Below are 18,954 nucleotides of genomic sequence, written 5' to 3'. Positions count from 1 at the left end.
GCGACGGGGTTTAGGAGAATGCCATGGAGGATGCCGCCGCCCGGCTGGCTCGCGATCCGCGCTATTTGGCGCTGGTGCGCAGGCGTGGACGATTTACCGTCATCTTAACGGTGATCATGCTGATCGCCTATTTCGGGTTCATCCTGACCATCGCCTTCGACAAGGCGCTGCTCGCCCGGTCGATCAGCGGTGGCGCGACAAGCTGGGGTATTCCGATCGGACTGGGCGTCATCGCGCTCGCCATTTTTCTGACCGGTTTGTACGTCTGGCGCGCCAACCGGGACTTCGATCCCGTCATCGACCAATTGCGCTCGGAGGAACAGGCATGAGGCGCGCTATTCTGGCGCTCACCCTGCCCATGGCCATGCTTCCCGTCTCGGGGGCGAACGCCCATGCGATCGGCCCGGCTGTGCAGCAGGCGACGAACTGGACCGCGATCGGCATGTTCGCGGCCTTTGTGGCGCTGACCCTGGCAATCACCCGATGGGCGGCGCGGCGCACGCGGACGGCCTCCGACTTCTACACCGCGGGTGGCGGGATCACCGGCTTTCAGAACGGATTGGCGATCGCGGGCGACTTCATGTCGGCGGCGTCGTTCCTGGGTATCTCCGCACAGATCTACGCCGACGGCTATGACGGACTGATCTATTCGATTGGTTTTCTGGTCGGTTGGCCGATCCTGTTGTTCCTGATGGCGGAGCGGCTGCGCAATCTGGGACGGTTCACCTTTGCCGATGTCGCCTCGTTCCGTTTTGCCCAGACGCCGGTTCGGATGGTCGCGGCGTGCTCGACCCTGCTCGTCGTCCTCTTCTATCTGATCGCGCAAATGGTAGGGGCGGGGCAGTTGATCCGGCTGCTCTTTGGCCTGCCTTATGGCTATGCGGTGGTGATCGTCGGCGTGCTAATGACGCTGTACGTGCTGTTCGGGGGCATGACGGCCACGACCTGGGTACAGATCGTCAAGGCGATGATGCTGCTCGGCGCGGCCAGCTTCATGGCGATCGCCGTGCTCGCCCGTTTCCATTTCAGTCCGGAGGCGCTGTTCGCGCGCGCGGTCGACGTCAAGACTGCGCTCGCCGCGCTGGCCGGGGCGGGGCCGGAGGAGGCCGCCGCCAAGGGCAGCGCGATCATGGGCCCTGGTGGTTTCATCAAGGACCCCATCTCTGCCATTTCGATCGGGGCGGCGCTGATGTTCGGGACGGCGGGATTGCCGCATATCCTGATGCGCTTTTTCACCGTGCCCAATGCGAAGGCAGCACGCAGCTCGGTGCTGTGGGCGACGGGCTGGATCGGCTATTTCTATATCCTGACCTTCGTCATCGGTTTCGGCGCGATCGTTCTGGTCGCCACCGATCCGGGCTTTCTCGACGCCGATGGGGCGTTGCGTGGGGGCAGCAACATGGCCGCGATCCATCTGGCGCAGGCGGTCGGTGGCAATCTGTTCCTGGGCTTCATCTCGGCGGTGGCCTTCGCGACCATCCTGGCCGTGGTGGCGGGCCTCACCCTGTCGGGCGCGTCGGCGGTCAGCCATGACCTTTATGCGACGGTCATCAAGCGGGGGAAGGCGGACTCGGCGTCCGAATTGCGGGTTTCCCGGATCACCGTGCTGGTACTGGCGGTGGTGGCGATCCTGCTGGGCATCGTCTTCGAGAAGCAGAATGTCGCCTTCATGGTCAGCCTGGCCTTCGCACTGGCGGCGTCGGCCAATTTCCCGGTGCTGCTGCTATCGCTGCTCTGGTCGGGATGCACGACGCGGGGCGTGGTCGCGGGGGGACTGGTCGGCCTGCTGACCGCTCTGGTCCTGACCATCCTGTCGCCCGCGATCTGGGTGAAGGTGCTGGGCTATGACGCGCCGATCTTCCCTTATGGATCGCCGACCATCTTCTCGATGCCGCTGGCCTTCCTGACGATATGGATCGTGTCGATCACAGATCGCACCGGGCGCGCTGCGATCGACAAGGCGGGCTATCCGGCCCAGCGCATCCGGTCCGAAACCGGAATCGGTGCCGCGTCGGCGCACCAGCACTGACCAACTGTCCTCGCTGTCTCGGAACGGGGCAGCGAGGCGGTTCCAGCGGCAATATCGACGGATGCCGAAATGGTGAACGCGGCGTTAACATTCTCATCATGAGACGCCGCCTCATCCTCACCAACGAAGCCGCCCGCCACCCCTTTCGGCGTTCGCTTCCGCCTCCCGCCATCATGCCGAAGCGGCGCCGGGACGATCAGGATCTCCGCCTGTTCGTCCTCAGCTTCACCGCCTTCTTCATCTGTATCTACAGCTTCCTGCTCTGATCAGGCCGGGTCGACGCATCCGTCGTCGCAGGCCCGGTGCAACCTGAGCGCCAGCCAGGCGGAGACCAGGCACATGGCGGCGACGAGGAACAGCATATCCTCCGGCGTCACACCCGCCGCACTGATGGCCAGGACCGCCGCCGATCCTATCGTCATGGCGAAGCAGTTGACGATATTGTTGGCCGCCACCGTCCGTGCCGTCTGATCCTTGCCGACCGTGGTCGTCAGGAAGGCATAGAGCGGCACCACGAACATCCCGCCGGTCGTCGCGATGGCGAGCAGCGTCGCCAAAATGCCGATCGCGCGCGGTTCGGCGAGAAAGGCCTGCCAGCTATACAGGCCGCCATCGGGGGCAGGGGCCCAGTTGCGGCACAGGATCGAGAACAGGACCACGAACGCGCCCATCGCAATGACCGAAACGGGCGAATAGCGCGCCGAAATCTCGCCCTTCAACATGGTATTGATGACCACCGATCCGATCGCGACGCCGATCGAGAAGATCGCGATGGCAAGGCTGGCGACTTCCTTATCGGCGGTCAGCACGTTCTTCACGAGGGGCGGGAAGACGATGATCAGCACCGATCCGATCGTCCAGAAGAAACTGATGGCGACGATCGCCAGGAACAGCCGCCGGATATGCAGCGTGGCGGCGATCAGTCGCCAGGAGGCGGTGAAGGGATTGAAGTTCAGCTTGAGCGGCGGCCCCTCGCGCGGGGCGGGGGGAACCTGACGCGCGGTGAACCAGCCCAGACCCGCGACGATCAGGACACCGGCGGCGGCGGCCTCGATCGGGACCCATCCTGCCGTGACCGTGCCCAGCAGGATGGCGAGATACGTCCCCGCCTCGACCAGCCCGGTCCCGCCCAGAATATCGTCGGGCTCCAGATGCTGTGGCAGGATCGCGTATTTGATCGGTCCGAAAAAGGTCGAATGGACGCCCAGCGCCAGGACGGTGCCCAGCATCATGCCCAGCCCGATATTGGTATAGCCCGCCTTCGCGACCATCAGGCCCAGCGCGCCGATGATCATGATCCCGATCTCCGCCGTCTTGACGATGCGGATGATCCGCGCCTTGTCATGACTGTCCGCCAATTGCCCCGACAGCGCGGAGAGCAGGACGAAGGGCACGATCGACAGGCCGGTCGCCAGCGCGTTGAAGTTCGCTTCGGCATGGGCGTCGTTGAAGATCGCATAGGTGGCGAACAGCACCATCGACGTCTTGAACAGATTGTCGTTGAACGCGCCGAGGAACTGGGTGGTGAACAACGGCAGGAACCGCCGCCGCTTGAGAAGCCCGAGGGCGTTGAGCATAACGAAAAATGGCCCGATCGTGGCAATAGGATGACGACAACATAGCCACCCCCGTCCGCATCGCCAACCGCTTAAAGCGGTTTGTCATGGACGGGCGAGCGGTTAGAAGGCGTCATGCTGACGCTGCCCAACCTGTTGACGCTCTCGCGAATTGTGGCCGTACCCCTGCTCGCGGGGCTACTATGGCAACCCCATTGGGAATGGGGTTACGGCGTGGCCTTCGCGCTATACTGCCTGATGGGCATCACCGATTATTTCGATGGCTATCTCGCACGTGCGCAGGGGGCGGTGTCGAAACTGGGCGTCTTCCTCGATCCCATCGCGGACAAGATCATGGTCGCCTCGGTCATCCTCGTCCTTGTCGCGGTGCAGGTCATCAGCGGGCTCAGCGTGGTGGCGGGGCTTATCATTCTGTTGCGCGAAATCGCGGTGTCGGGCCTGCGCGAGTTTCTGGCGCAGTTGCAGGTGTCGGTGCCGGTTTCGCGGCTCGCCAAATGGAAGACCACGCTGCAACTGATCGCGCTGGGCGGGCTGATCCTCGGTGGCGCGCTGCCGGGCTGGGCCTGGGTGCACATCGCCTCGCTTGCGGCGCTTTGGGGCGCGGCGGTGCTGACGCTGATCACCGGCTGGGATTATCTGCGCGTCGGCCTCAAGCATATGGATAGCTGATGACCATTCTCTATTTCGCCTGGGTCCGGGAGCGGATCGGTCTGGCCGAGGAAGCGCTGACCCTGCCTGATGGCGTGACGAGCGTAGCCGAGCTGATCCGCTGGCTGGCGGCGCGCGGCGACGGCTATGCCGAGGCGCTGGCCGAACCCGAACGGCTGCGCGCGGCGGTGGACCAGACGTTCGTCGGTCTCGACGCGTCGCTTGACGGCGCGCGCGAAGTCGCGATCTTTCCGCCGGTGACGGGCGGATGATCCGGATTTGCGTCTCAACCGATCCGATTGATCTGGCCGAGGAAATGGCGCGCGTCGAAGGAAGCCATGTCGGCGCACTCGCCAGCTTCTGCGGCCTCGTTCGCGCGGACGATGGCGTCGATGTGCTGGAACTGGAGCATTATCCGGGCGCGACCGAGGCTGCGCTCGAACGGATCGCACAGACCGCGACACAGCGCTGGTCGTTGCAGGCAGCGACCATCGTTCACCGCGTCGGTCCGATGCGACCGGGCGAGCGGATCGTCCTCGTCGTCACCGCCGCGCCCCATCGCCGCGACGCGCTCGATGGCTGTGCCTATCTGATCGACCGGCTCAAGACCGATGCCCCCTTCTGGAAGCGGGAGACGCGCGGCGACCAGGCCCGATGGGTCGAAGCGCGTGACAGCGATCATGCCGCGTCCGAGCGCTGGCAGAACGACGAAGCGTCGTAGAAAAGGCGGAGCCGGAGCCCCGCCTTCCTTCTATCATCGACGAGAGGTCAGCCGATCTTCGGTACGTTGATGCCGTTGGTCAGGTGGACGACGCCGTTGGTGGCGTTCACGTCGGCCTTGTCGACATAGGCCTTCTGACCGTTGACATCGGTCAGCATGATATTCCCGTTGGGGCCGATCTGTGCGGTCAGCGGCTGTCCCGCCAGCGTGGTCAGCGTCGCAGTGCCGTTTCCGGCGGTGATCTGGGCCTTCAACTGCTCGGCGGTCAGCTTGCCCGAAACGACATGGTATTTCAGGATCGTGGCGAGCGTCGGCTTGTTCGCCGGCTGGCTAAGCGTGTCGAGTGCACCGGCGGGCATACGGCTGAACGCCTCGTCGCTGGGAGCAAAGACGGTGAAGGGGCCGGGGCCCGCCAGATCGGTATTGAGGCCCGCCGTCGTGACCAGCCGCGCTAGCGTGCTGCGGTCCGGTGTCGCGGCAAGCACCTGAAGGATCGTGCCGCTGGCAGCCGGTGTCGCCTGTGCCGGGGCGGCAGGCGTGGCTGGTGCGGTCATCGTCTGGGCGGGCGCACTCTGCGTCGGGGCCGGCGTCGTTTGCGCCATCGCCATCCCGGCGCCGGTCAAAGCGGTGGCGGTGGCGAGAATCGCGAAGGTCTTCAGCATGGAATAGTTACTCCCGTTCTTCTGGCGGCGGAGCGGGTTCGCGTCGCGCCGCATGGTGAAGGGCAGACCGGCCGATGCGCAGGCGAAACGGCTGGTCTGTCGGGAGTAACGCACTTAATCCAGTTTTGGCACCAAGACGCCGTTCACGATGTGGATCACGCCATTGGCCTGGGCCAGATCGCCCGCCTCGATATAGCTTTTGTTGCCGCCCCCATCGGTCAGGGTGATCACCGACTGCGACATGGTGACGGTCAGCGGTTCACCCTGCACGGTCATGATCCGCGCGGTGCCGCCGCCCGCCGCCATCCGCCGTTGCAACTCGGCGACACCGAGCGTTCCCGGCACCATGTGAAAGCGCAGCAGCCGCACGAGCGAGTCGCGGTTGGCGGGTTGCAGCAATTGCTCCAGCACGCCGGGCGCCAGCCGTCCGAACGCCTCGTTCGAGGGGGCGAACAGCGTATAGGGGCCGGGACCCGCCAAGGTGGTGGCCAGCCCCGATGCGCGCACTGCTGCGACCAGCGAGGAAAGCGACGGCGTCGCGGCGGCATTGTCCAGGATCGTCCGGGTCGGGGCCATGGCCTGGTCCGGGGTGACCGGCGGCTCGGCGGGAGCGGATGCCGCGGCGGTCGATGGCGTGGCCGGCGCCTCCCGCTGGTCCCCGCCGCGCCCGCAGGCACCCAACCCGATCAGGGCGACGAGCGGCAGTGCGGCCAGCAGGCGTCGTGCGGTCAGGGTCATGGAATATCTCCTCGAACGGTGGAATGGGGGCGGAACGCAAAGCCCGGGGTGCACGCTCCATGGACGACCGGGGTTTAGCCGGCCTCGGCCAGAACCTGCGCGAGCAGGCGGAAATCCTTTTCGCGCGGGCTCGCCCGGCGCCAGACGAGCGCGATTTTTCGCATCGCATTTTCGGCATCCAGCGGACGCGCGGTGATATGGGTGTTGTCCAAAATGCCGGATTTCAACGCCATCTCGGGCAGCATCGTCATGCCCAGACCGTTATCGACCATCTGGACGATCGTGTGGAGCGAGGTGCCGAGCATCGTCGCTTCCGCCCGTAATTCGGGGCGGTTGCACGCGGCCAGCGCATGATCCTTCAGGCAATGGCCGTCTTCCAGCAACAGCAGGCGATTCTCATCGATCGCGGCCGCCGCGATGGCGGGTGGTGGCGTGAGATCGTCCTCGGTGGGGAAGGCGACGAATAGCCGGTCGTCGAACAAAGGCTCGGCGGTTACCTCGCCACAGGCGAAGGGCAGGGCGAGCAGGACGCAATCGGTGCGACCATTATGCAGCCGCTCGCAGGCCGGGCCGCTCGGCTCTTCGCGCAGGAACAGCTTGAGGTCCGGATAGTCGCGGCGCAAGCGGGGCAGGATACGCGGCAGCATGAAGGGAGCGATGGTCGGGATGACCGACATGCGCATCTCCCCCGACAAGGGGCGCCCGGCGGCGCGCGCCATGTCGCCCAGTTCGTCCGCCTCGCGCAGCACGCGCCGCGCCTTGTCGGCGATGCGTTCACCCAGCGGCGTGAAGCGCACCACGCGCCGGGTCCGCTCGACCAGCGTCACGCCGATAAGCGTCTCCAGCTCGCGCAGGCCCGCCGACAAAGTGGATTGCGTCACGAAGCAAGCGTCGGCCGCCCGGCCGAAATGCCCATGGTCCTGTAAGGCCACGAGATATTGGAGTTGTTTCAGCGTCGGTAGGTAGGTCGCGGCCATTGATCGTCTCAGTCGATTGCGTTTTGACAAATAGCTTGTTGGATCGAACGCGCCAGTCCCCATATCCGTCGGTGCAACGAATACAGGCGGGTTACCGCCGATCGCGTGAGAGGATGGCTGAAGCCGAACTTTTGAAGAAAAGGAGGCATATTGCCATGTTGACCGTTGGAGACAAGCTCCCCGCATTCACCGTCCCCGTCCAGCAGGGGACCAACGCGCTCCCCGCCGGCGAGACGATCAGCGACACCTCGTACGAGGGCAAGTGGAAGGTTCTCTTCTACTGGCCGAAGGACTTCACCTTCGTCTGCCCGACCGAGATCGTCGGCTATTCCGAGCTGAAGGGCGATTTCGAGGATCGCGACGCCGTGCTGATCGGCGCGTCGACCGACACCGCGCACGTCCACCTGGCATGGCGCAAGTCGGACCCGGATCTCGCCGCGGCCGATTTCCCCTGGATCGCGGACAATGGCCGCGTTCTGGCCGACGCGCTGGGCATCGTCGACAAGAATGAGCATGTCGCCTATCGCGCGACCTTCATCATCGACCCCGACAATGTCATCCAGCACGTGACGATCAACGGCCTGAACGTCGGTCGCAACCCGGCCGAGACGCTGCGTGTCCTCGACGCGCTGCAGACCGATGAACTCTGCCCGTGCAACTGGAACAAGGGCGACGACGTCCTCCAGCTGGCCGCCGAGTAATCACCAGGGCCGGGGGCGCGATCGCCGTCCGGCCCTTATCTCCGACGCCCCGGCGAGGGTTGCCGATCCATTGCGATCGGCGGCCCGGACTGGGGCGTCGTGTATCTGGAGCAATCCCATGTCTCTCAAGGAATTCGCCGGGCAGTTGCCCGATTTCGCCAAGGACATTCGCCTGAATGTCGGCTCGCTGCTGAATGAGCCGGTGCTCAACGATCAGCGCAAATACGGCCTGCTGCTCGCCTGTGCGCACGGCACGGGTCACAAGCCGCTGGTCGAGGCCGCCGAAGCCGAATGCGCGCCGAAGCTGTCGCCCGAGGCGGCGAACGCCGCGCGGGCGGCGGCGGCGGTGATGGCGATGAACAACGTCTATTATCGCTTCACCCACCTGGCCGGAAACCAGGAATATCGCAACATGCCCGCCAAGCTGCGCATGAATGTGATCGGCGCACCGGGCATCGACAAGATCGACTTCGAATTGTTCAGCCTGGCCGTGTCGGCGATCAATGGCTGCGGCATGTGCATCGACGCGCATGAGGCGGTGCTGAAGAAGGCGGGCGCCTCGGCGGAGATCATCCAGACCGCGGTGCGCATCGCAGCGGTGATGCAGGCCGTGGCGACGGTCCATTCGGCCATCGCGTGAACCCGATCCTTCCCAAGCGGTGCTTGGGGAGCGCGGATTCCGCAAAGCGGTGGTTGGAGGGGCGGCTCCGCGATCGGTCCGCCCCTTCGTCCTGTCTGCGGGCGAGACCGGACGAACGGTTCAGTCGCTGACCGCCTGATACAATCCCCAGAAGCTGGTCAGCGTCAGGATGATCCCGACCAGCGCCAGCAGCACGCGCGGCGGGACGCGCTTGGCCAGCATCGCCCCGAACGGCGCGGCGAAAATACCCCCGATCAGCAGCCCGACCGTCGCCATGGTGAAGGCTCCCCATCCCAACTGGCTGATGAACGTCGCCGAAATCGTGGTCGTCAGGAAGAATTCGGCGGTGTTGACCGTACCGATAGTCGTTCGGGGCGCGGCGCCCTGCGCCAGCAGGTTGGACGTCACCACCGGCCCCCAGCCACCGCCGCCCGCCGCATCGAGAAAACCGCCGAGAAAGCCCAGCGGCTCGACCACCTTGGGCTCCCGGACATGCGTCTTGTGCCGCCAGGCGCGGATCAGCAGATAAACGCCAATGCCGGTCAGATAGGCGAGGATGAAGGGCTTTACGACCGCCGCGTCGACATTGGACAGGACATAGGCACCCAGCGCCCCGCCGATCACGCCCGGGATCATCAGGCGCAGAAACAGCCGCCAGTTGACGTTGCGCTGGACCGCATGGCTGATCCCCGACACAGCGGTGGTAAAGGTCTCGACACTGTGGACTCCGGCCGAGGCGGCAGCGGGCGGCACGCCCAGGCTGATGAGCAGCGTGTTGGAGATCACGCCGAACGCCATGCCCAATGCACCGTCGACCACCTGCGCGGCAAAGCCGACAGCCACGAACGGCAGGATGTGGATCAGTTCGCTACTGGTCGGGTCCATCATGTCTCCTAGGGGGTTTGCGGCTGGGAGGCCATGCCGTGTCGAAACCAACGCTGCAACAAAGATAGAGTTTGTCGCGAAGCCATGTCTCGACCGGCTATCTGGATTTCAGGGAATGCTGTGCTTAAATGCACCTATCGCATCTGGGGACATGCTCATGCCGAGCCGTTTGGCCGCCTATCTCGATTCGATCCGGGCCCGCGACCCTGCACCGCATTCGCGGGCGGAAATCCTGCTTTATCCGGGCGTATGGGCCTTGGCGGGTCACCGGGTCGCGCATCGGCTGTACCGCGCCCGCGCCTTCTTTCTCGCGCGGCTGGTCAATCACTTCACCCGTTTCCTGACCGCGATCGACATCCACCCCGGTGCCAAGATCGGTCGCAATTTCTTCATCGATCATGGCTTCGTCGTGATCGGGGAAACGGCGGAGATCGGTGATGACGTCACCATCTATCAATGTGTCACGCTGGGCGGGACCAGCCCCGACAATGGCGTGGCGGGCAAGCGCCACCCGACATTGATGGACGGAGCCATTGTCGGCTCCGGTGCGCAGGTGTTGGGCCCGATCACCGTCGGGCCGCGAGCGCGTGTCGGGGCCAATGCGGTCGTCACTCGCGATGTGCCCGAAGGCGCGGTGATGGTCGGCATCCCCGCGCGTCCGACCGTCGTCGAGGGCGGGGTGGCGCCGGAGCGGCGCTTCGTCCCCTATGGCACGCCATGCTCCGAGATGTTCGACCCGCAGACGCAGAAGATCGAGATGCTGCGCTGCGAACTGGATACCATGCGGCGGCGGCTGGATGCGGTACTGGCCGAGCGGGAAGAGGAGCGCGACCGCGCCTGATGGGAGTCGTTCCCTTCCCCAAGTCGCCCGGTCAGGTCGGGTTCGACCGCGGCGAACTGAACCGCATATTGGACCTGTACGGCCGGATGGTGGCAGCCGGACATTGGCGCGATTACGCCATGGACCTGGGCCGCGACGCCGCCATATTCTCTGCATTTCGCCGAACAGCCGAGCGTCCCGAGTATCGGATCGAGAAGCGGCCCGCGCTTCGCAATCGCCAGGGCATGTGGGCCTTGATCGGCGAGGGCGGGGCGGTACTCAAGCGCGGGCACGAACTCGGGCCGGTCCTGGCCCCGGTCGAGCGGCGATTGATGAAATTGGTCGAGGAATAGAAAACGCCGGCCCCGCGAGGGACCGGCGTTGCTTTGTCGCGACAGTGCGGGGCGGTTACTTGCCGCCGCGCTGGCGACATTGGTCAAACTGACCCTTTTTACAGATCGGATAGCTTTTGAGCGGAGCCGGGGCCGGATAGGCCTGCGACGGGCTCGGCGCCTGCTGGAACACGACCGGCGCACCCGGGACCGGCGGCGAGGCCATGGGCGGCTGCGCGGGTTGATAGCCACCGGCGGTCATCGTCGCGGCGGACGCGGCGGCGTTCGCCTGCATCGAACCCGAGGTGTCGGTCGAGGCTCCGGCCTGCACCCCGGCCTGCGTGGTGGTGTCGGTCTGGGGCGTGGTCTGAGCCACGGCGGGCATGGCCATCAGCGCGGTGGCGGCCAGAAAAACGAGCTTCATGCGTATCTCCTGTTCGGAAGCGCAAGTGCGTTAGCGCGTGGGGCAGAACGCCTCATACCCCACTTGGCTCCCTCGTTTCGCTTGCGACCCGATCCTGACACTTTTTTCAGCCGCCCGCGTCGAGCGAGTAACCTGCCGAGCGGACCGTGCGGATGATGTCGGGACGATCGCCGATATTGATCGCCTTGCGCAGGCGACGGATATGCACGTCGACGGTCCGGCTCTCGATGTCGGAGTCATGCCCCCAGACGGCGTCGAGCAACCGTTCGCGCGAGAAGACCCAGCCCGGATGCTCCAGAAAATGCTTGAGCAGCCGGAATTCGGTGGGCCCGAGCGAGACGACCTCGCCCGCGCGGCGCACCTTGTGGCCCACCGTGTCCATCTCGATATCGGCATAGGTCAGCGCCTCGCCCGCCAGTGCCGGGCGGACCCGGCGCAGCACCGCGCCGACGCGGGCGACCAGTTCGCGCGGGGAGAAGGGCTTGGTGACATAATCGTCCGCGCCCGTCTCCAGCCCGCGCACCCGGTCCTCTTCCTCGCCGCGCGCGGTCAGCATGATGATGGGTACGTTCGCGGTTTCCGGCGAACGGCGCAGGCGGCGGCACACCTCGATCCCCGAAATCCCCTCGACCATCCAGTCGAGCAGGACGATGTCGGGCGTGCTTTCGCGCGCCAGCAACAGCGCCTCCTCGCCATCGGGCGTGTGGGCAACCTCGAAATCCTCGCGCTTGAAATGGAAGACGAGCAGCTCCGCGAGCGCGGCGTCGTCCTCGACCAGCAACATCTTTACCCGTGCCATCGTGCCTGTTCCCTCAAGAAGGCCAAGTGCCGCCGCGGTCCCGCTCACCCATCTGGGTGCCGGTGGCGGCAAAATAGACCATTTCCGCGACGTTGGTCGCATGGTCACCGATGCGTTCGAGATTCTTGGCGATGAACAGCAGGTGCGCGACCTGGCCGATCGTCTTGGGATTCTCGACCATATGGGTGACGAGCGTGCGGAAAATGGAATCGTAGAAATCGTCGAGTGCGTTGTCGCTGTCGCGGACCCGGACCGCCGCCTCGGCATCGCGCGCGGCGAAGGCGTTGAGCACGTCATGCACCATCGCCGAGGCGATTTTGGCCATGGCGGGCAGGATCGAGACGGGCTCGATCCGGTCCTCGCTCTCGATCATCGGCACGCGCTTGGCGATGTTCTTGGCATAATCGCCGATCCGCTCGACGACGCTGGCGATCTTCAGCGCGGCGACGACCTCGCGCAGGTCGTTGGCCATCGGCGCCCGCAGCGCGATGGTGCGCACCGCCAGCCGCTCGACCTCCGCCTCGATCAGGTCGATCGCCTTGTCGTCCTCGCGAACCTTGCGCGCCAGCTCCAGGTCGGAGCGTTGCAGCGCGCGGATCGCATTGGCGATCGCTTCCTCGGCCAATCCGCCCATCTGGCTGATCAGCCCGCGCAAGCGGCCGATATCGTTGTCGAATGCCTTTACGGTGTGATCCATGATCCTCGTCCTCAGCCGTAACGGCCGGTAATATAGTCCTTCGTCCGCTCTTCCTTCGGGTTCGTGAAGATGTCGGACGTCTTCCCGTACTCGACCAAGGTGCCGAGGTGGAAAAAGGCTGTCCGTTGGGAGACGCGGGCGGCCTGTTGCATGTTATGGGTGACGATCGCGATGGCATAGCGGCCACGAAGATCGTGGATCAGTTCCTCGATCCGCGCGGTCGCAATGGGGTCCAGCGCGCTGCACGGCTCGTCCATCAGGATGACTTCCGGGTCGACCGCGATGGCGCGCGCAATGCAAAGCCGTTGCTGCTGGCCGCCCGACAAGGCGGTGCCGCTTTCCCACAGCCGGTCCTTGACCTCGTTCCACAGGCCGGCACGGGTCAGCGAGCGCTCGACGATCATGTCCAGCTCGGCCCGGGATGATGCCAGGCCGTGGATTCGCGGGCCATAAGCGACATTCTCGAAGATCGACTTCGGGAAAGGATTGGGTTTCTGGAACACCATGCCGACACGGGCGCGCAATTGCACCACGTCCATCTCGGGCGCGTAGATGTCCTGGCCGTCGAGCAGGACGTCGCCCGTCACCCGCGCCGATGCGATGGTGTCGTTCATCCGGTTCAGTGTGCGCAGGAAGGTCGACTTGCCGCAGCCCGAGGGGCCGATAAAGGCGATGACGTGATCCATATCAACATCGATCGAAATGCCGTGGATCGCCTGCTTGGCGCCATAGGAGACGCTGACATTGCGCGCGCTAATCTTGGGGGTGGTCACCAGCGTGTCTCGAACCGATTGCGAAGATAGATGGCCAGCCCGTTCATCGCGAGCAGGAAGACGAGAAGAACGATGATCGCGGCAGAGGTCTTTTCGATGAAGCCACGATCGACCTGATCCGACCAGAGGAAAATCTGGACCGGCAGGACGGTCGCGGGGTCGGTCAGCCCCTGCGGCGGGGCGGCGATGAAGGCGCGCATCCCGATCATCAGCAGCGGAGCGGTCTCTCCCAATGCGCGTGCCATGCCGATGATCGTGCCCGTCAGGATGCCGGGCAAGGCGAGGGGAAGGACATGGTGGAAGATCACCTGCACCCGCGACGCGCCGACCGCCAGCGCGGCATCGCGGATCGACGGCGGCACGCCCTTGATCGCGTTGCGCCCCGCGATGACGATCACCGGCATCGTCATCAGCGCTAGCGTCAGCCCCCCGACCAAAGGTGCCGAGCGCGGCAGGCCGAAGCTGCCGAGGAACACCGCCAGCCCCAGCAGGCCGAAGATGATCGAGGGGACCGCGGCCAGATTGTTGATCGACACCTCGATCATGTCGGTCCACCGATTCTTGGGTGCATATTCCTCGAGATAGAGGGCCGCGAGCACGCCGATGGGAAAGGCGAGCGCCAGCGTGACCAGCATGGTCAGCAACGAGCCCTTGGCCGCGCCCCAAATGCCCACCCGGGTCGGATCGGTGGCGTCGGCATTGCGCAGAAAGCCGCTATTCCAGCCGCTCGACACCCATCCGCGCGCCTGCAACCGCCCTATGACGCGCTCGGCCTCCGGCGTGCCTTCGCCCTTGGCGGCGACGTCATAGGGGCTTGCGACGGGCAGGGCGAAGCTGGTTGTGCGATGAAGCAGCGAGGGATCGGCCTTGACGGCATCGCGCACTACGATCCACGCGCCCGGCGACAACAGGTCGACCCCGTCCGGCCCGAAGGCGCTCGTCGCGGCCCGGTCGACCGCATCCTCCAGCCCTGCGCCCGCCAGCGCCAGATCCGCCCCGCGCCCCTTCAGCCGGGCGGGCTCGATCGGCAGTCGGGCTTTCGCCAGGTCGATCGGCACGGTCACCCGCGTCTCGGTGAAACCGCGGTAACCCTGTGCGATCATCGTGACCAACAGAAAGGCCAGGAACGCCGCCGACAGCGCGACGGCGGCCGCGCCGATCCGACGGAAGCGACGCTCTGCGGCATGGCGACGGCGCAACCGGCGCTCCATCGCCGGGCTGTCCCAACCTTTGGGGGAGGACGGCCTATTCATAGGATTCCCGATAGCGCTTCACCACGCTCAGCGCGACGATGTTGAGAAGCAGCGTGATGACGAACAGCGTCAGGCCCAGCGCGAAGGCCGCCAGCGTCTTGGGGCTGTCGAACTCGGCTTCTCCGGTCAGCAGATCGACGATCTGGCGCGTCACCGTCGTCGTGCTCGCAAAGGGATTGGCGGTCAGAGTGGCGACGCCGCTCGCCGCCATGACGACGATCATCGTCTCGCCGATCGCGCGGCTGACGGCCAGCAATACGCCGCCCACGACGCCGGGCAATGCGGCAGGCAGCATGACGCGGGTGATCGTCTCGGACGGCGTCGCGCCCATCGCCAGACTGCCGTCGCGCATCGCGCTGGGCACCGCAGCCAGGCTGTCATCAGCCATGGAGGAGACGAAGGGGATGATCATCACACCCATGACGAGTCCCGCCGCCAGTGCACTTTCGGAGGATGCCCAGTCGATGCCAATGGCGACCGCGAACTGGCGGACAGCAGGCGCGACGGTCAGCGCGGCGAAATAGCCATAGACCACGGTCGGAATACCCGCGAGCACCTCAAGCACCGGCTTCATGATCCGGCGCGCGCGCGGCTGGGCATATTGCGTCAGGTAGATGGCGCTCATCAGGCCGAAGGGAATGGCGACCGCCATGGCGATCACCGCGCCGATGAAGAAGGTGCCCCAGAATAGCGGCACCGCGCCCAACGACGCGCCCGGATCGCGCGGGTCGATGACCTGCGGGCTCCAATGCGTTCCGAACAGAAAGTCGGTGACGGGCACCACCGAAAAGAAGCGCCCCGCCTCGTACAGTAGCGACGCCACGATGCCGGCGGTGGTCAGGATCGCGATCAACGACGCCGCAAGCAGCAATCCCAGCACCACCCGCTCGATCCGGGTTCGCGCGGAGAAGTCGGGCTTCACACGCAGATAGGCATAGGCGCCTCCCGCCAGCGCGAGGAGCAGGACGATGGCGGTCGCGATCCAGTCGAACCGGGTCTGCGCCCGGTCATAGGCCGGGGCCAGCGTGCGGGACAGAGCATGGAACGCGCCCTGCGCGCGCCCGGCGGCCAGCGCTCGCGCTTCGGACAGGATCGCCGCCCGCTCGAAACCTGGCGCGGGTAGTTGCGCGGCGGCGGGTACGCGCAGGACCATGTCGGTCACGAGCGCAGGCGAGGTGGCGGACCAGATGATAAGAAAGATCAGCGGCGGCACTGCCGTCCACAATGCGACATACCAGCCATGATGATGGGGCAGCGAACTGACCCGCACGCTCGACCGTCGCCGAAAGCCGAGCGCGCGCATCCGTGTCGAGGCCCAGGCGACGATGCCCAGCCCCAGGATCAGGATCAGGAGAATGATGCCGTTCACGACGGCAGCCTGGCCGGGTCGAGCGCGATTTCGTTCGCGATGATCGCTTGCGCACGGGCCTGGACGGGAGCGGGCGATGCGATCAGCCCGCGCCGGGTCAGCGGTCCGCCTGCACCCCAATTCTGCGCATAGAGCGCCAGAAAGCGCCTGAGGCCGGGAATGGCGTCCAGATGCGCCTTTTTCACGTAAATATAGAGCAGCCGCGATCCCGGATAACGGTCGGCGGCGATGGCGTCATAGGTCGGCGGGATGCCGTCGATGGTGACGCCGTTCACCGTTTGGCGATTTTCCTCCAGATAGGAATAGCCGAAGACGCCGAGCGCGTCCGGATTTGCCTGTAGCTTCTGGACGATCAGATTATCGTTCTCGCCCGCGTCGATATAGGCGCCATCCTCGCGGACGGGGGTGCAGAGCAGCCGGTGCGCGTCGGGATCGCGAAGCGACAGCGCATGCGCCTGCGGCTCGACCTGATCGCAGCCGCGCATCAGGATCAGTTCCGCAAGGGCATCGCGCGTGCCACTGGTCGCGGGCGGACCATAGACCTGGATCGGAATGGCGGGTAGCGCGGGGTTCACGTCCCGCCAGGTCCGTGCGCGATTGGGCTTGCCGCCGGGATGCGCGCCCAGCGCGCGGTAGAGGTCCACGGTGGACAGGGCCATGCGCGGCCCGCGCTTCGACTCGGCAAAGGCGATACCGTCGATACCGATCGGGATCTCCAGTATCTCCGCTGCGCCGTGCGCCGCACAATCACGATACTCGCCGGCCTTCATCCGGCGCGAGGCGTCCTCGATATCGGGATGCGCCGCCCCGATCCCCGCGCAGAACAGCTTCATCCCCGCGCCGGTGCCGGTCGACTCGATGACGGGTGCCTTGGCCTGCGGGTCACTGGCGACGAAACGCTCGGCGATGATGGTCGTAAAGGGATAGACGGTCGACGATCCCACCGCCGTGATCTGCTCGCGCACGCCCGCGCCGCCGCCATTGGCCTGATCGTGGCAGGCCGCCAGCGCGAACATCGCGGCGAGAAGGCAGGGCAGACGCATCGAAATCCTTAGGCCACCGAAACGGGTGCGAACCGGGCGCTGCCATGCTCGCCATACCCCCGTGTGACATTTCTATTGCGCTTTTGTGACAGTGCTCTCCGAAGCGGATTTGTTCGGGCCCTTCACGATCGGAATTCGCACGGTGATAGTCGTCCCCAAGCCGACCTCGCTGGCGATTTCCAGCCGACCACGATGCCGCTCGACGATATGCTTGACGATCGCGAGACCCAGGCCGGTTCCGCCGATGCTGCGGCTCCGCCCCGAATCCACCCGATAGAATCTCTCGGTCAGCCGGGGCAGGTGGTTGGCCGGAATTCCCTCGCCCTTGTCCGCAACGGTCAGTCGCAGCCGGGCGTCGTCGCGGCTCAGGGTCACGCGGACGGGGGTGTCGGGTCGGCCATATTTCATGGCGTTGCCGATTAGATTGTGCAGCATTTGCGACAATTGCGCCCGGTCGCCCACCACCTCCGGCAAATCCTCGTCCAGGTCGCAGACGATGTCCGCCGCGCGGGATGAGCCCGAATCGAGGAATTCCTCGTGCACATCGTGGATCAGGTCGACCAGATCGACGGGCTGGGCGGGCTGGCGATATTTGTCCGCCTCGATCCGGCTGAGCGAGATCAAATCCTCAACCAGACGCTGCATCCGTCGCGCTTCGTCGAACATGACCTTCAGGAAGCGGGCCCGGATTTCGGCATCCTCCCCCGCCTCGTCGCTGAGCGTCTCGATGAACCCCAGGATGGAGGCGAGGGGCGTGCGGAGCTCGTGGCTGGCATTGGCCACGAAATCGACGCGCATGCGCTCCGCCGCGTCATGCGCGGTCTGGTCGATCAGATGGACGATGCGCTGGCCGCCGGTCGTGTCCGCGACGCGCATTTCCCAGCGCTGCTCCAGCGACCCCAGCCCGACCAGCGATATGGGCTGCCCCGGCTCGGTCGCCGCTTCCTTGGCCAACAGGCGCTCGGCGGCGGCGGGGTGGCGAATGGCGATGCGGGCGTCCTCGCCGACGATATGTGCGCCCAGCAGCGTCCGGGCCGAGCGGTTGGCGAGGACGACCTGTCCCTTTTCGATCACCAATACCGGCTCGACGATCGCGTCCAGCGCCTCTTCGAGAAGGGGGGAGAGCGGACCCCGGCTATCCTCCGCCTGGGGCACGTCGTCATCCGCGTCCGCGACGCCCTCGCTCGCGACCAGCGCGGCCGCGATCCCGCCGACAAGGGTAATGATCGCGGGGGCTGGGCCGCCGGTCAGGAACACCACGACCGCGGCGACGACGACGACGACGATAGCCCATAAGGTGCGAATGCCGAATCCCATGGCTTGCCGATGTAGCGGGCGACGCGCGGCCTGTCTTCCTCCCAGCTTGGGTCAGCGGCTCGCCCTGCGAGCGCTTGTCGAGCGGGCGCGAATATGGGACATCACGCCGTCATGGATGACATATTTCCATCCCCCGAACCTCCGATCTCCGCCGATGGGGCCGCGCCGGATCCCGTAACGCGCACCACGACCAGTCGGCGGATGCTGATGCTCGGCGCGGTGGGAGCGAGCGCCGTAGTGGCGATCCGCCCGGCCCTGGCGCAGACGGCAGGATCGGTTCTGACCTGCCAGATACCCGTGCCCGATCCCGGTCGCGCGGGCAGCTATATCGCTCTAGATGGATCGACCGTTCCAGCGCGAACGCTCGGTTCATTTGCCCCGCCCAGCCGCCCCTATACCGGCGAAGAGGTGAAGCAGGCGCTGCAAGGCGGGATGTTGCCCAATTCGAACTTCCTGAGCAACCGGGCCTATCTAAACTATATCCGGCGACTGCAGCGCGGACAGGGCGGCTTTACCTGCTATGCCTCGTTACAGATGCCCGGCAATTGA

General features: G+C 65.6%; 24 protein-coding genes. 11 read left to right on the top strand and 13 right to left on the bottom strand.

Annotated features, from left to right (window positions below; all coding sequences use genetic code 11):
* Nucleotides 1-23: 23 nt before the first annotated feature.
* From ACWPWT_RS18120 to ACWPWT_RS18110, 3 genes are all read left to right on the top strand, one after another.
* Complete coding sequence (locus ACWPWT_RS18120; RefSeq protein WP_261267750.1) at nucleotides 24-329, top strand: DUF485 domain-containing protein; 306 nt, start codon at nucleotides 24-26, stop codon at nucleotides 327-329.
* Nucleotides 330-358: 29 nt separating this feature from the next.
* The gene (locus tag ACWPWT_RS18115; protein WP_454281005.1) at nucleotides 359-2,029 is read left to right on the top strand and encodes a cation acetate symporter; all 1,671 of its coding nucleotides are present in this window, start codon (nucleotides 359-361) and stop codon (nucleotides 2,027-2,029) included.
* 98 nt (nucleotides 2,030-2,127) lie between these two features.
* Complete coding sequence (locus ACWPWT_RS18110; protein ID WP_261267748.1) at nucleotides 2,128-2,295, top strand: hypothetical protein; 168 nt, start codon at nucleotides 2,128-2,130, stop codon at nucleotides 2,293-2,295.
* Here ACWPWT_RS18110 and ACWPWT_RS18105 read toward each other — a convergent pair whose 3' ends face one another.
* Nucleotides 2,296-3,606, bottom strand: a complete 1,311-nt coding sequence (locus ACWPWT_RS18105) for an MFS transporter (RefSeq protein ID WP_454280836.1) — start codon at nucleotides 3,604-3,606, stop codon at nucleotides 2,296-2,298. It lies immediately after the preceding gene.
* 114 nt (nucleotides 3,607-3,720) lie between these two features.
* Between ACWPWT_RS18105 and pgsA the strand changes: the two genes are divergently transcribed.
* From pgsA to ACWPWT_RS18090, 3 genes are read left to right on the top strand one after another with little or no spacing between them, the layout of a single operon-like run.
* A complete protein-coding gene (pgsA, locus tag ACWPWT_RS18100; protein WP_261267746.1) occupies nucleotides 3,721-4,275 on the top strand; it encodes a CDP-diacylglycerol--glycerol-3-phosphate 3-phosphatidyltransferase in 555 nt (184 codons plus the stop codon).
* Nucleotides 4,275-4,526, top strand: coding sequence for a molybdopterin converting factor subunit 1 (gene moaD, locus ACWPWT_RS18095; protein WP_454280835.1), 252 nt, complete (start codon nucleotides 4,275-4,277; stop codon nucleotides 4,524-4,526). Before pgsA ends, moaD begins: the two co-directional genes overlap by 1 nt.
* Complete coding sequence (locus tag ACWPWT_RS18090) at nucleotides 4,523-4,975, top strand: molybdenum cofactor biosynthesis protein MoaE (RefSeq protein WP_454280834.1); 453 nt, start codon at nucleotides 4,523-4,525, stop codon at nucleotides 4,973-4,975. Before moaD ends, ACWPWT_RS18090 begins: the two co-directional genes overlap by 4 nt.
* 47 nt (nucleotides 4,976-5,022) lie before the next feature.
* Here ACWPWT_RS18090 and ACWPWT_RS18085 read toward each other — a convergent pair whose 3' ends face one another.
* The 3 genes from ACWPWT_RS18085 to ACWPWT_RS18075 form a co-directional block, all read right to left on the bottom strand.
* Nucleotides 5,023-5,751 carry a fasciclin domain-containing protein gene (locus ACWPWT_RS18085; protein WP_454280833.1) on the bottom strand — a complete coding sequence of 243 codons (729 nt, stop codon included), beginning with the start codon at nucleotides 5,749-5,751 and terminating at the stop codon, nucleotides 5,023-5,025.
* Nucleotides 5,752-6,375 carry a fasciclin domain-containing protein gene (locus ACWPWT_RS18080; protein WP_454280832.1) on the bottom strand — a complete coding sequence of 208 codons (624 nt, stop codon included), beginning with the start codon at nucleotides 6,373-6,375 and terminating at the stop codon, nucleotides 5,752-5,754.
* 74 nt (nucleotides 6,376-6,449) lie between these two features.
* Nucleotides 6,450-7,352, bottom strand: coding sequence for a hydrogen peroxide-inducible genes activator (locus tag ACWPWT_RS18075; protein ID WP_261267741.1), 903 nt, complete (start codon nucleotides 7,350-7,352; stop codon nucleotides 6,450-6,452).
* 155 nt (nucleotides 7,353-7,507) lie between these two features.
* Here ACWPWT_RS18075 and ACWPWT_RS18070 point away from each other — a divergent pair, with 155 nt between their 5' ends.
* Both ACWPWT_RS18070 and ACWPWT_RS18065 read left to right on the top strand, forming a co-directional pair.
* Nucleotides 7,508-8,053, top strand: a complete 546-nt coding sequence (locus ACWPWT_RS18070; protein WP_042488670.1) for a peroxiredoxin — start codon at nucleotides 7,508-7,510, stop codon at nucleotides 8,051-8,053.
* Between the two features lie 118 nt (nucleotides 8,054-8,171).
* Nucleotides 8,172-8,693: a carboxymuconolactone decarboxylase family protein gene (locus ACWPWT_RS18065; RefSeq protein ID WP_261267740.1), complete on the top strand. Its 522-nt coding sequence runs from the start codon at nucleotides 8,172-8,174 to the stop codon at nucleotides 8,691-8,693.
* A 120-nt stretch (nucleotides 8,694-8,813) separates the two neighbouring features.
* Here ACWPWT_RS18065 and ACWPWT_RS18060 read toward each other — a convergent pair whose 3' ends face one another.
* On the bottom strand, nucleotides 8,814-9,578 hold the full coding sequence (locus ACWPWT_RS18060; RefSeq protein WP_454281004.1) for a sulfite exporter TauE/SafE family protein: 765 nt from the start codon (nucleotides 9,576-9,578) through the stop codon (nucleotides 8,814-8,816).
* A 157-nt stretch (nucleotides 9,579-9,735) separates the two neighbouring features.
* On the opposite strand from ACWPWT_RS18060, the gene epsC reads away from it, so the two are divergent.
* Both epsC and ACWPWT_RS18050 read left to right on the top strand, forming a co-directional pair.
* Nucleotides 9,736-10,419, top strand: coding sequence for a serine O-acetyltransferase EpsC (gene epsC / locus ACWPWT_RS18055; protein ID WP_261267738.1), 684 nt, complete (start codon nucleotides 9,736-9,738; stop codon nucleotides 10,417-10,419).
* Entirely contained in the window at nucleotides 10,419-10,751 is a 333-nt protein-coding gene (locus tag ACWPWT_RS18050; RefSeq protein WP_261267737.1) for a DUF2794 domain-containing protein, read from the top strand. Before epsC ends, ACWPWT_RS18050 begins: the two co-directional genes overlap by 1 nt.
* 55 nt (nucleotides 10,752-10,806) lie before the next feature.
* Here the strand turns inward: ACWPWT_RS18050 and ACWPWT_RS18045 are convergent, their stop codons facing one another.
* The 8 genes from ACWPWT_RS18045 to ACWPWT_RS18010 form a co-directional block, all read right to left on the bottom strand.
* Nucleotides 10,807-11,154: a hypothetical protein gene (locus ACWPWT_RS18045; protein ID WP_454280831.1), complete on the bottom strand. Its 348-nt coding sequence runs from the start codon at nucleotides 11,152-11,154 to the stop codon at nucleotides 10,807-10,809.
* Nucleotides 11,155-11,260: 106 nt separating this feature from the next.
* Nucleotides 11,261-11,953, bottom strand: coding sequence for a phosphate regulon transcriptional regulator PhoB (gene phoB, locus ACWPWT_RS18040; RefSeq protein WP_261267735.1), 693 nt, complete (start codon nucleotides 11,951-11,953; stop codon nucleotides 11,261-11,263).
* A gap of 13 nt (nucleotides 11,954-11,966) precedes the next feature.
* Complete coding sequence (gene phoU / locus ACWPWT_RS18035) at nucleotides 11,967-12,650, bottom strand: phosphate signaling complex protein PhoU (protein WP_454280830.1); 684 nt, start codon at nucleotides 12,648-12,650, stop codon at nucleotides 11,967-11,969.
* A gap of 11 nt (nucleotides 12,651-12,661) precedes the next feature.
* On the bottom strand, nucleotides 12,662-13,426 hold the full coding sequence (gene pstB / locus ACWPWT_RS18030) for a phosphate ABC transporter ATP-binding protein PstB (RefSeq protein ID WP_261268221.1): 765 nt from the start codon (nucleotides 13,424-13,426) through the stop codon (nucleotides 12,662-12,664).
* The gene (gene pstA / locus ACWPWT_RS18025) at nucleotides 13,420-14,676 is read right to left on the bottom strand and encodes a phosphate ABC transporter permease PstA (RefSeq protein WP_454280829.1); all 1,257 of its coding nucleotides are present in this window, start codon (nucleotides 14,674-14,676) and stop codon (nucleotides 13,420-13,422) included. The genes pstB and pstA overlap by 7 nt, the downstream gene beginning before the upstream one ends.
* Nucleotides 14,669-16,045 (bottom strand): phosphate ABC transporter permease subunit PstC, encoded by a 1,377-nt coding sequence (gene pstC / locus ACWPWT_RS18020; protein ID WP_454280828.1) that lies wholly within the window; start codon nucleotides 16,043-16,045, stop codon nucleotides 14,669-14,671. Before pstC ends, pstA begins: the two co-directional genes overlap by 8 nt.
* Nucleotides 16,042-17,088, bottom strand: coding sequence for a substrate-binding domain-containing protein (locus ACWPWT_RS18015; RefSeq protein WP_454280827.1), 1,047 nt, complete (start codon nucleotides 17,086-17,088; stop codon nucleotides 16,042-16,044). The genes pstC and ACWPWT_RS18015 overlap by 4 nt, the downstream gene beginning before the upstream one ends.
* Nucleotides 17,089-17,160: 72 nt before the next feature.
* Nucleotides 17,161-18,405 carry a sensor histidine kinase gene (locus tag ACWPWT_RS18010; protein WP_454280826.1) on the bottom strand — a complete coding sequence of 415 codons (1,245 nt, stop codon included), beginning with the start codon at nucleotides 18,403-18,405 and terminating at the stop codon, nucleotides 17,161-17,163.
* A 111-nt stretch (nucleotides 18,406-18,516) separates the two neighbouring features.
* Between ACWPWT_RS18010 and ACWPWT_RS18005 the strand changes: the two genes are divergently transcribed.
* A complete protein-coding gene (locus ACWPWT_RS18005) occupies nucleotides 18,517-18,954 on the top strand; it encodes a hypothetical protein (protein WP_454280825.1) in 438 nt (145 codons plus the stop codon).

Source organism: Sphingomonas sp. Marseille-Q8236, from assembly GCF_965112005.1.
This window is presented reverse-complemented; position numbering and strand designations above follow the sequence as displayed.